Below are 13,565 nucleotides of genomic sequence, written 5' to 3'. Positions count from 1 at the left end.
CTGAAAATTTTTAATCAGGGCCTGTTAAGCGAAATCCTAGCTAATTGGATACATGATCTATTGCTTTCAATAGCCCTTTATCTGGGATGTTACTGGGAAGAATACAAGAAGGAATATCTGAATGGCCAAGATTTTTACCATAAAGTAAGTTGCAAGCCATAATCTTGTGGCCCTCAGTTGTAGGGTGTACCGGGTCTCCAGTTGGGATAATATTTCCTTGGTCTGCTAAGAAAATATTTTTGGTATTGGAGGCCGCTGATAGTGACTTCCTGATTTTTTGATTATAAAAGTCCGTACAGTAATTTTTCGGATCTTGTCCGTCTAGATCACTTCGACGAGGGATAGTTGAAATTACGAATGCAATTTTCTCAGCTGGAATATCTATGCTCTCAAAGTAATTTTGTATTCTATCTGTTATTGATATGCCTTGAATATTATTGGGTGATGATATTATCTTACTAACGACCATATTTAGCTTCTGGGCGGATTCACTATTTTCTTCTATAGGAAGGCTACAATCAATCGCATTATTCATGCTAAGGAAGGTGATGTCGTTAGTCCCGAGCTGTATAGGTATGACAACGCTATCCTCAGAGGTTATATTCCGCGTTAAATTGCAGGCTTGATTAGTGAGCCAGCCAGTACTAGTTTCGCCCTCCCTGCACATTTCGCTGAGAAATTGATTGAAGTTCGTGATGGAATTGAGGCAGTTGGTGAAATTGTAGCCAGGGGTGATTTGATGGCCTATCGGATCAAGATAGCAAAGTAAATCGCTGGTTGTAGCTCCAGGTATCCCAGAGTGCCAGTAATTCTTGGTCTGTTGAGACATATCGTCAGGGCCTGTTGGTCCAGTGATAGTGCCAATCGTTTCTAGTTGTTTTCCATTGTATTTTAGAATTAGCTGCTCACTGGTAGATTCTTGATCTATAGGAAAGATTGAGTTGCCATCGGCTGCTTTGGCAAGATAGTTCCAGATCTGGCTACGAAATCCGTTTGAATTATAAGGGAGTGTTGTCATGCCGTAAGTAATCGAATCACCAATAAACCATAGCTTAATACTGCTACTATCTGAATGTTCATTGGGCTGATTGGGGGGCTGACTAGGTTGTGAAGGTTCTGTTGTGAGTGTACCCGTGCAGTTGCCAATTATAATTGGTGGGGTGTTTTCTCCAGAGTAATTTGCATTAAACCCAAAAGCTCGGGCCTCTCCTGCCGGAATAGATGATTCACTAGTAACAGTTATAGTCCCGTTACTTTCTGCGACCTGTGCATTCCAGAAGTGTGTGATTGATTGGTTACCTTGCCAGTTCCACTGTAGCTGCCATTTATCGAGAGAAGTCTTTCCTTTATTATAAATAACCACATTTGCCATAAAGCCACTTCCCCAATCGTTTTGTACTGCATATTCCACATTACACTGGCCTGAAGGTTCACTGGGTTCTTCCGGTATAGTAGGGGGAGTGTCAGGTTTGGGCTGTTGTGGTGGGATTTTCGATGATTCAAACCATTTTAAGGCATAGGTTCGAAATTCACTTTCTGACGGAAGGGAGGAGTTTTCCATATAATAGTTATCTAAGAATGCTCTCGCGTCCTTATAGTACTCTTGGTGAGTCTTATAAATCTCCTTTTTATTACCATCCTTGTCAATCAGCCAGTAGCCAGCGAATTCATTGATCCAGCTATCATACTCATTGTCATACATTTGCCAGTACAAAATAAATGGAGCACCCCACTGGAGTGCCGTTTTTATTACATTGCGTGATAGCATATCCTGGGCTTCGCCAGAGCGGGCTCCCCAATCCTTAAACCAGGACTCTCCGTAACCATATTCGCCAATGAAAACCCGCTTTTCAAATGGTAGCCCAGATTTTTTGGGAAGATTTGAGTTGATAAATTCTAGAGCTGAAGTTAACTCACTATGTAGAGTGGCAAAATCTGAATGCTTTTCTTTGGTAGTGAGATCGTAAGCTGAATAAGATACCAAATCTACATTAGTATGGGGAAGTACGGCATTGGTTATCCGTTCTTTGCCCTGCATTGCAGATTCAACCCTATTGACCTCAATATAGTGATATAAGTTAACGTCAGAGTGGGTGATATTTGCTTTGGCATCGTCAATGGCTTTTTGTCGAATATTGATCCAGTCAATTAGACCCTGTAAACGCTTAGGAGGGATAGTTTCCTGACTGTCATCTCTAGTACCATCAGTTTTTTGAACCAGGTTCCAATCGCCTTCCCAATGCCCAATCATGAATGTCTTACCGGAGCCGTTATATTCAGTTAGTAAATATTCAGCCAACGAATAAATTTTGTCATATTGCCACTTTAGCTCTTCTTCACTCATTCCTTTGTTATCCATCCAGGAACCGGAGTCCTCGACCCAAAACATGTAGATGGAGAAATCCATTTCCAAGACTTGCTGAAATTCTGGTATTTCTTCCAGCATTCGCTTGAATTGATAGTTGAGTCCAGAGTGACTTAGCTCGCTATATAGGCTCGGAGAAAGGGCTATCTTAAGTAAGTTAGAGCCCATTGAGTAAATGGCTTCAGCACTTTCAACAAGTGATCCCTTATCTGTAAATGTATACCTGGGGTTTATCGTTTGAGTGCCTAAAATAAAATTGTATTGTGAAAGGGGGTCTAACAGGTCTCGTGAAGGTGGGGGCGGATCTGGTTTATTGATGGTGTTGTTGCAACTAGCGTTAATATGAGCAGGCTTCTGTTCACCACCCGAGTAGCGAATATTAAAACCAAAAGATTGGGCTTGGCCAATGGGTACTTTTATATAGCCTTGTTTTCCAACTACAGAGATCAGGTTTTCATCCTGGGCTGAGGTAGCATTCCATATATGTGTGACTTCTTGGTCTGAGGGCCATTGCCATGAAAGTTCCCAATCACTTATTGGCTCGGTACCTGTATTACGTACAACCACTGAAGCCATATATCCGTCTTCCCATTCGCTCTGTATCGTCATTTGTACATCGCACTTTTGACCGGCCAGGGATGGTAGGGATAAGAAGGTCAATATGGTAAAAACTGAGAGGGGGAGAAGTTTAGCGTGCATTATATATGTATCTATATGGATTACTGCAGAGTAGTCGGATATTGATAGCTACATAAAGTTCACATATTTATAGTCAGGGGCGTCAAATGCTAAAAGGACCGATTATTAATGATATTCAACTTCCACTTTATTTCATGTCAAGAGAACTTTGAATGTTAAGTACAGGTGTTTGCCTAATTAATTGTTAATTTAATTGTTTTTGTGAACAAGTGGTCAATCTATGGAATATAATTGGAAACTGATTGAGTGCTAATTTTGAATGGCGAAAGTTTTTAACATTTCCTCTCTAAATGTAATTCAAATACCCTAATCTATCCTTTCTTTACACTCATTTTTAGATTGTACTTGCTTGAATTGTAAATATTTAGGTTTGCTGTAGTTCAGAAAATCTTCGTATATTTAAAATTATTTTACTTTCGACTCTAAATTAACGGATTTATGGCGGGCAATTACTCTGCGGGTGCTACCAAATACAGCCAGTTAGGGTATTCTGAACATGCGTACTAGAGCTGTACTCTCAGTTTTAGTGTGCTGACAGCAGGGAGGTTATGGCTACTATGAGTATTTTTAAAATAATAAAGCCGCTTTTCAGGATGAGATAATAAAAGCCAAGATTACATTGGCTAACTATCTAGAGAGTCGCGTCCGAGTTGATCGGAAGTGGCTTATTCAGGTATCAACTTTCAACGAAAAGGATACGCCTTCACTTCTGTGAACTGGCGAATGTACTCCTGCGTGTATAGATTCTGGAGAAAAAATGAAAAAAATAATTAATAGTTACGTCATTGCTTTAATAGTATTTATTGGAGCTTCTTCCACTGTTAAAGCATCTGACTGGCGTGTTGGTGTTGGTAAGTATGATATAACTGGCCCGGCAGCAGATGTTGGAATGGTAGGATATGGAGAAACGGGGCAGACAACCAAGGGAATTCATACCCGTTTATGGTCCCGCGCATTCATAATTTCTGATAGCTCTGAAAATGAGCGTTTGGTATTCGTATCAGCAGATCTGCAAGGTATTCCGCAGGGCGTGAAGCAGGGTGTCGTTGATAAATTAAAAAATCTCTATGGTAATAGTAAGTACACCGAAAAGAATGTGATGCTGACTGCTACACATACCCATGTAGGTCCTGGGGGGTATGATCATTATGTCATGTTGAATATGAGTGCTATCGGGTATGCGGAAGATAACTATGACGCTATTGTTGATGGTATTTTTCAGTCAATCGTTGAAGCAGATAGTGGACTAACTCCAGGTGATATCTTTATTGAGCAGGGGATACTACTCGATACCAGTATCAATCGAAACCCATACCCTTATTCAGAAAATACTGATGCAAGCGACTATCAATACGATACCAATAAAACCATGACCCAACTCAAGTTGGTTGATGCCAACAACAAAGCACTGGGAGTTATTAATTGGTTTGCAGTACACAATGTCTCTTTAGGGACAGGGCAGCGGCAACTTAGCGGGGATAATAAGGGGGCGGCGAGTCAGTTGCTGGAGTCTTGGGCTGCCGAGCAGGGTGCTGCAAGTCAATTTACTGCGGCATTTGCCAATAGTAATTTAGGTGATGCGTCTCCGAATATTTGTGGCCCTAGGGATGGATGCGGAAATTCTGAGTATGAAAGTTTACTTTTATCTGCTGAAAAGCAAGTTGCAAAAGCTCAGTCTCTTTACCAATCAGCTACTGTGAAACTTGAAGGTGGATTAGATTATCGACATCAACATATCTATTTCCCTGGCTATACTGTAGCAGGTGAATTTACCGGTGAGGGGCAAATAGATATTTGTGAAGGTGCTGTTGGCTGGTCATTTACTGCAGGATCAAGTTGGGACGGTCCCAGCAATATTGATGGTATTTTTGAGGGAATGTCTGTTGAAAATGAGGGGGTGGATTGGGATAGAGATGTGGGACTATTCGAATCAGCGATTAATGGTTATCCACTTTTTGGCCTGATGAGTGCATTTTCTGCAGCCGCTGTATATGAGGATACTCAGGATGACCCCTGCCAGTACCCCAAACCTACATTTGTACAGCGTGAGGTAATAGGCCAAGCACTTTATACCCCTTACCTACCTTTCCAAATGTTTCGCATAGGCTCACTTGCTTTGGTCGCCGCGCCGGGTGAAATGACGACTATGGCAGGCCGACGTCTTGAAGCAGAAGTCTTGTCAGCTTTTGAAGGAAGCGGTGTAAACACTGTGGTGATTGCCGGTTTGGCAAATGCCTATTCCGGTTACATAACTACCCCTGAAGAGTTTGATAGGCAGCACTATGAGGGAGCACATACCATATACGGCCCCAATACCCTTGCAGCCTATAGACAGATTTATACCGAAATGACACATGCTATGGTCAATGGCGTAGATATTGCTGCAGGGCCTACTCCGAAAGATCTGTCTGATGACCAAATCATTAATGTAATTGGGGTTGTTTATGATGACAAACGCCTGTGGGAGTCTTTTGGTCAAGTCTGGGATGATGTAGGTACCAGCTACAGTGCTGGCGATACTGTATCTGTCACTTTCCGTTCTGGCCATCCCCGTAATGACCTGAAGACTGAGAGTACGTTCATTGAAGTACAGCGTAAAGTTAACGGTAGTTGGGAAACTTATCTTACCGATGATGATTTGGATACACGCTTTATTTGGACACGAGATACGGCTATTGATTGTATGGCCTGTTCATTTGCTGAAGGGCAGTGGATCATCGGAGAGGATACACCATCAGGCACTTACCGAATAAAGCACTTTGGTAACTGGAAGAGTGGTTGGACTGGGAAGATTTCCAGCTATTCAGGTAAGTCGAGTAGTTTTACTGTTAGCAATTAGTGCTCATTACGGATCGGTTGGATAATCCAGCCGATCTATTATGTCTATACCCATAACAGACGTACCTTTATATATAAATATTCGACTGCTGAATCGTTATCAATTTTGTATTATATTATTTGAGCGAATACTATAATTTACGCTGACAATTTAATGGGACTCAAGTGCTCTCTTTGAGATTAGTTTACCATCCATAACTTTAAACTATATTTAATGTCGCTAAATGGTGCTTTTTTGTCAGAATATGCTGTCATATATCGCTTGACTGTTATTTTCTTTCTTTTACCCTAGTCAAATTTAATTGCACTATATGCAGTGTACTCTCCTGTAATCGCTTTTTCCTATCGCAACAATACAAATTAAGTTAGCTTTCACCTAATTTCTAGTTACTCCGAAAGATGGTGGTATGTTAGGTATCTTGGAGGATTGGCTTAGTAGCTATTAGATAGGGATTATAACTATTTCGTTTAGATCATTTGAAAAGTCTTTAGATGTGGATGAATTATGGTTTTCCTATTGGTATAGCTTTTGATGTTGCTATTGTGACTTTTAATATTTTGCTTGTGATAGTGAAGACTTGAATGTGAATCGAGAGCTTAGTGTTCCCGGCTTTGAAACACGCACTACTAAACTTCACACTCATTGTCAAAATTTTGGACGTAGAAACTGTTCTTGGTTCAGCCGATTTTTTAAAACCGATGTAAGAAGGCTGAAATATATTTCTTTGTCCTTTGAAAGAAAAATCGTCCCAGTAGAAATGATTATGTCGAAGTTGAGCACCTAGTTTAGGTGCTTTGAATGGATTCGTTTTTTGATGACCGCAGAATAGTCGGTCAGCGGTTGATAGGATTTAACTTTTGATACAGCTCTATATCGAAAACTCTCAGGGCTCTCGTTATGCGGTGCGGCCTGGATGGATATGCCAGACGGGTCCCTCTAGAAAGATTGATGCTGCTGAATTATTGAGGATGTTCGATACTAACACTCTTCAGTTAGTGTATGACCAGTACCTTGGCTTATACACAACCTTTGCGCCAGATATAGACCCTGAGCAAGAGCGTCCCCCATCTCAATCGCGATTAAGTAATGTGCCTGGCTATCTTAATGAGCGGGATAAAGCCATTTATCGGGCATTGGCTCAGAATCAACTGATTATTGAAGAGGCCCCATTGCCATATTCGGCATTGGGGGATCTACAAACAGAGTTGGTTGCTAAGATTCGTATGGGCTTGCAGAAAATTATTACGCAGGAAGTTGCAGATAAGGCTTTTATTAGCCAGCAAACTGATTGGAGTTGGGTGAAGCGTGTAACAACTGCAAAAAAGAAAGTAAAAGAAACTGACAGCTCTGTGTGGCGCTTATCGATTTGGTCAAAGAGTGCTGTTGATGTTGAGAAGATAGTAAGTCCAGCACGTCAATCATTTGAGTTTAGCTCTGCGGCAATCAATTATGTCTTATATGAAGAAACTCCAGAAGAAGAAGCTGATGAATGTGTAACCTCCCTGTATCGAGGTGTGATTGATGTACTAGGCTTTAATCCCAGTTCTGTTTCAAAAAAGCAGCTCCGCTTGAGTTTCAACATAGCCGAGGTTATTTATAGTGACCCAACTCTTCGGGGAGCAGTTTTTCATTTTGCCCAGGACTACATCAAAACACAACATAGCTTGCAGCACATAAATTTAACTGCAAGTGGTACTTTTGAGATCATTTTGACTATAGCACTTGCGGCATTGACTGAGGGAGATGTAGCTATAACATCCTTAACTAAGAATAAGCGCTTAGTGAATGCTTTTCGTAATATTGGCGATTTAATGTTTGATTTTGCCAGGACAAAAAAGCAAAGGAAGATACTTGCTAAAAATTCAGGATATCCGACAGTAGGCAAAAGCACTGCTGTATCCGGAAAGAAAACCCCCAAAATAGCTGCACCCCGAAAAAATAGTCGAAATTTAGTGCAAGTCAAAGTGGGTAACGAGCTGCGAGAAAATAAAAGGGGTAGTGAACAAGCTTTCACAGTGCCCCATGATGTAAAGTCTGAATTTTATAAGATAAATTATGTCAGGGATTATTCATATGATACTGATAACCACATTAGCGAAGTAGGTGAAAATTATAACTCCGATATATGTCAGAGCGATAATGTTACTGGTGAAGTAACTAGGTCTGTAAATCTAAAAACTGGAGAGGTTCAGTTTACTTTAGAAGATTTGGTATTGGAGGGGGCACTACCCTTATCGGTAACTCGTACCTATCGCAGTAGTAATTCAAGAAATTTCGGATTGGGTTGTGGCTGGACTCATACATTTAGCGAGCGCTTGGTTTGGCGTCCAGGCAAACCCATACTCTTCTTTGATTCTGAAGGTAGAATAATTAGCTTGCCAGCTCCCGGAAATAGCTCGCGCAGTCATAATATTTATGAGAGATTAACTCTCACGCGAGTAAACGATGAGCATTGGATCATTACGACATATGGAATTTCCAATGGAGTACAAAGACATTTTAAAGCTACTGGTGAAACTGGTGCGTTAAAGCTCGCTGAGATTCGGGATGATAACGATAACTTTTATTTATTCAACTACTCAGGGGAGTATTTAAGATCGGTCGAGAGTAGTTCTGGTGAAATTTTATACATTAGCTCGCTTGATGAATCTCCTGAAAGTCACCTTATAAATACTTTGACAAAAGAAAATAATTCGGGAAGTTCTGAAGTAGTAGCTCAATATGTCTTTGATAGTGAAAATAATCTGACTGAAGCTGTAGACAGTGTTGGCAATAATGAAAAGTATGTTTATCACAAAGGCCTTATTAAACAAAGAACTTTAAAAACTGGTTATAGTTTCTATTTTCAGTGGGATGCTGAGGGTAGTTCAGCTCATTGTATACGGCAGTGGGGGGACCCTATTGACGAAAAAGCTGCTTACAGTTATCAATTTATCTGGGAGGAAAGTGGTCACGGAGCAACGATGTGTGACACGAGAGGCGGGCGGCAACGTTTTCACTTCAATAATCGCGGATTACTCACGTTCCATCAAGATGCTGAAGGTGGAGAAACGTGGTATGAATACAGTGATCTAGGTCACGTTACAAAAGTACGGCTACCCAGTACTGATGGGACTATACGTGAGGAGTTATTCCGATATGACAATCAGGGTCGCTTGACCGAGAAGATAGATGTGGCCGGTAATAATTATCAAATTGAATATAACAATGAAGGTCTCGCCACAAAGTATACTGATCCATCAGATAGCAGTTGGCAGTATAGTTACAACAAAAAAAGACAGCTGGTGCTAGCTGAAGACCCGCTAGGCAACCAAGTGAAATATGACTACACCTCTGCTGGCAAGATTAATTCTATTAGTGACTCATTAGGTAATGTTACGAGTTATTTGTGGGGAAACAGCAATAAGCTATTAAGAATAAGTTGCCCCTTCGGACGATCTATTGATTGTAGATATGATGTTGATATTCGCACGGAATTGTTAACGCCTGCTGAGACGAAAGAGGCTTCTTGCAAGAATGAGGATCAGGGTCGGATCAATGTTAAGGTTGCTCAAAAAGATACAGATATTCAGTGCAGATTTAACCAGCATGGATTAGTTTCAGAAATATTAGATAAGGATGGGAGTTATACGCGTTATTCTTATAACGCACTCCATCAAATAAAGAGCAAGACTAGTTCCAGTGGCAGTCAATTAGAATATCATTATGATGGAGAGGGCAATTTAATTTGCCTTATAAATGAAAAGGGTGAGTGTTATCGGCTGAAATATGATCTCAATAACCGATTAATAGAAGAGGAGGATTTCTATGGTCGTGTTACCCACTATGCATATAATGTCGCTGGCCACTTAGTAAATTCTACGGAAGTAATTGCTTCTCAATCAGGCATTGGTACCGATATCTACTTTGAACGTGATTTGCTGGGCCAATTAATAAAAGAAACTACGCTAGAGGGCGCTAATAGCTTTAGATATAATTGCCTAGGGCAACTGATCGAAGCTAAAAATAATTACTGTAGTCTTAAGTGGGAATATGATGCTAGTGGTCGTATTGTAGCGGAATGGCAAGATGATAGTAAGCTTAGTTATAAGTATGATATTTTAGGTAATCTTACGGCAACTTCACTATCCAGAAAAGAAGATGTTAAATTTATCTTTGATCATTCTGTGGAATCTGAGAATTCACCCTTCTCCTCAGTAAATGGAAATTTCAATTCTTTGTTGATAAAAACAACCGAAGGGTTGAAACCTCTGGACAATTATGATCCTCAGGTTTATGTGCAAGGCTTTATTGTTAGTAAGTTTGAAAGGCCAATTGATACAGTTACAAATATTTTGAATTTATTGCCGAATAGTAGCTGTTCACTTGCCAGAGTTAATCATTCCGGCAAGGTTAATAAAAATATCTTTAATGTTCATAACTTTTGTAAGAGTGATTCAGATCAGTTTCTTGCCTTCTTAATTTATGACCCCGCTGATAGTCTCCTAGGTAAGCTTAACTCGACGAGTAAGCTTGATAGTCAGATTCCTGGTAAAGAAGTTATTGAGAATAGAATCGTTGATAATGGCAATATATCCCGTGGTTATACCTCTTCTACAGGTCGTGTTGAAGAAGTTGGAGGGGAGGGGGCACAGAGGATTCGATACCATTATAATTGTCAGCAAAAGTTGATAAAAATAGAAAATCTAAAAGTAGAAAAAGGTGTAGAGAAATTTCAGGATGTGATTCGGTATCAATACGACCCCTTGGGGCGATGTGTAAGAAAGGAAAATTATGATGGTTGTGTCAGATTCTTTTGGTCTGGTGATACGCTTATTCAACAGCTTAAGAATGACGATCAGAGTAAATGAAGTATTATTTCGTAAAGGCTTATAAGTTGTCTGTGATATAGGGGGTTAACTCGAAAGCTTGAATACGTTAATTTGCGTAAGTTTTTACAGCAGTATTGCATTTTGAGATAAATCATATTCAGTGCTTCTTTACATGAAGACAAGTTGCTGTCCTTTTTAGCTTATATAAGTCTATGCGGGTTAAATTGCTAGATAGGGCTTTCGGCAACATAAAGGGCAATAGCTTTAGTGTGTTATTTTCCATAAATAATGAAAACTCACTTTCTGAAGTCTTGGCTATCCTGCCAAGGTTGTCGGTAGTCATTGCTTATCCGCCCTGGAAGTAGCAGATTACCATGCGTAGCCTGAAGCCTATCTATATTTAATAACCCTCGAAAGTCCCAGCTATGGGGCTCAGCACCCAACCGACTGTAAGAATATGTTAGAGAGCTTGCTAAGCCTGAGGTTATTTGAGTCGATAAATTATTTAAATTTCTATGAGATCATCAATATTTTGATGCTCATATGAGCGAATAAGTAAGTGGTACGGCGGTGCACTTCTTGCGGGCTTTTAGGTCGTTATACGATAGAGCGAAGGCTTTAGGCGATAAATGTGAGTTTCTTTTGTTTCTTGCCTTGAATCAATTCATATTAGCTGAGATGAATAGGACTTTAGATATTTACAGCTCCTTTTATTAGGAATGATTATCTTTTTCCTTTAATGGCGTTAGGTCTTTGAAGCGGCTCTTCTGTTGATGTGGCTGGGTAGTGTTTCTTTGTTGTAATTATTGGCCGCAATCAAAGTTTATTTGGCAGGATGCAGGGCTGTTTCATATACGACTATATATTCCGAAAAAAAATATCGTTATTACTTTACAGAATAGAAAAAGCTGGTACCTTAGGGTCAGGATTGCTTAATTATACAGGATTAACAGTTTGTGATATTGGTTCTGAAGGTGCCTTATTAAATAGCATTTTTATGTATATGGATGATGAGAGTATGGCTGATGGATAGTGTGTTTGCCTGTAGTCTCTAATTGGGGTAAGAATCATCGTGTGATCAATTCTCACTATTGGGTAGTAGCCACCTGGTATATTACTCAGATCAAGTGAAGAATTAACTTATTAGTAGTGTTTCCAGTTAATCTGGATTTTATTTAGGTTTTATTCAGCTTCCGCTATGGCGTTTTTTCACCTTCCTCTGAGGTGGTTGGGCTACCCAAGATAGTATTCCTGAAGTTTCTTTTAATAAGTTAGTAATCCGCACAGTGATTTTTGAGTTTGGTATATAGTTTTACGCTTATTCTGTAATTTAAAATGAACTGTAAAAAGAAAGTATCTATCGTATTTTACCCTGGGGCACACTCATTAGATGTAATGGGGCCCGCAGAAGTGTTTTCGCTGGCAAATCAGCAGCTAAAGGATAGGGGCTTTAGTTGTGATGATCAGTATGAGGTTGAATTCTTAGCCGAAGATGGAGATACCAAGGAAATCTCATCAGGTTTAAGGATATGCTCAGATAGATGTTTTACTGATTCAAGAGGAATTCATACTCTCCTTGTGAGCGGTAATCTTAATGCTGCTGATGATTTGAATATCAGTGAATGTTTGAGTAGATGGCTTTCTCTTCAGTCTGGTTTAGTTAAGCGTATAGGCTCTATTGGCAATGGAGCTCTGATTCTTGCAAAAGTAGGTTTGCTAAATGGTCGGCGTGCCACTACCCATTGGAGATATATTGATCAGCTGAAGAGATTCCCAGAAGTCGATGTCGATTCAGAATCTGTATTTGTCAAAGATGATCATATATATACTTCTGCAGGTGTAAGTGCGGGAGTTGATATGGCTTTGGCAATGGTAGAGGATGATTTTGGTCGGGGTATTGCTTTAGCTGTTGCTCAATTAATGGTCTTATATCTCAAGAGAGATGGAGATCATAAACAGAGTAGCACTTATCTTATGAGCCAGTTAAAGAGTGATCGTTTTTTAGAGCTGGTGCAATGGATTCACAGTAATTTGGATAAAACTTTATGCGTTAATAGTCTCGCGGAAAAGACATCTATGAGTCCGAGAAACTTTGCTCGCTGCTTTACTCGGGATATGGGAGTAACTCCAGGTCGATTCGTTGAGAAAATTCGCATTGAAAAGGTTTGCCAGCTTTTAGCAACTCAAGCGTTAACTCAGGAGCGTATAGCTACTATCTGTGGTTTTAAATCTCAAGAGCAGCTTAGAAGGGCATTTCGCCGAAATAAGGGTATGTTGCCGAGGGAATACCGCCGAAAGTTGTCGTGAGATAATTTATGGGACAGTCTATTCGGTGGGGCTGTCTCATTTGCAGAAAAGATATTTTTATCCTTAGTTACAAGATATAGATAACATTTTCTATTAGAAACTTCTGTTCTTCCTGCCCTGCCCTGCCCTGCCCTGCCTTGCCTTGTGCAGGTACCTCCACTAGATTTACATCTGGGAAAAAATCTTTTAGCCGGCTTTTATTCTTGCTCGATAATTTGCACAGCTTGGTTCTCTCCATTATATAACCTTACTAGGGCTGATTGAGTCGCTCCCGTGAATAGGAATTAATTTGTTGTGTTAACTAGAAGCTCTAATTTTCGCGGGTAGAGTGCGAGCTTATCGGTCTCTATTAGGAACAGGCCGGTAGTAATTGGTAAGTGATATAGCCTTAAAATTATATCCAGATATCTATATAGGTGTGGCGAAAAAATAGTGATAGATTTGTGGCCTAATAAAATTAGGCTCATGAAAGGGATCCCTTTAGAGGTGTAAATATTCTGGGAATCTAATATTGTTGGTGCGTTGTGGGGGCGCGACCATACCC

4 protein-coding genes are annotated in these 13,565 nt (G+C 40.1%); 3 read left to right on the top strand and 1 reads right to left on the bottom strand.

The genetic code is table 11. The features are described 5' to 3' along the window. Positions 1 to 40 precede the first annotated feature (40 nt). Positions 41 to 3,064 (bottom strand): cellulose binding domain-containing protein, encoded by a 3,024-nt coding sequence (locus ACJJIM_RS13410; RefSeq protein ID WP_444911196.1) that lies wholly within the window; start codon positions 3,062 to 3,064, stop codon positions 41 to 43. Positions 3,065 to 3,821: 757 nt separating this feature from the next. Here ACJJIM_RS13410 and ACJJIM_RS13405 point away from each other — a divergent pair. From ACJJIM_RS13405 to ACJJIM_RS13395, 3 genes are all read left to right on the top strand, one after another. Continuing rightward, positions 3,822 to 5,903, top strand: coding sequence for a neutral/alkaline non-lysosomal ceramidase N-terminal domain-containing protein (locus ACJJIM_RS13405; RefSeq protein WP_444911195.1), 2,082 nt, complete (start codon positions 3,822 to 3,824; stop codon positions 5,901 to 5,903). Positions 5,904 to 6,760: 857 nt separating this feature from the next. Continuing rightward, positions 6,761 to 10,753, top strand: a complete 3,993-nt coding sequence (locus tag ACJJIM_RS13400; RefSeq protein WP_444911194.1) for a DUF6531 domain-containing protein — start codon at positions 6,761 to 6,763, stop codon at positions 10,751 to 10,753. Positions 10,754 to 12,049: 1,296 nt separating this feature from the next. Then, positions 12,050 to 13,021 (top strand): GlxA family transcriptional regulator, encoded by a 972-nt coding sequence (locus ACJJIM_RS13395; RefSeq protein ID WP_413662727.1) that lies wholly within the window; start codon positions 12,050 to 12,052, stop codon positions 13,019 to 13,021. Positions 13,022 to 13,565 lie beyond the last annotated feature (544 nt).

Source organism: Microbulbifer maximicatervae (SeqCode) (assembly GCF_052467615.1).
The sequence above is the reverse complement of the archived record's forward strand: the minus strand, read 5'-3'. Positions and strand labels throughout refer to the sequence as shown.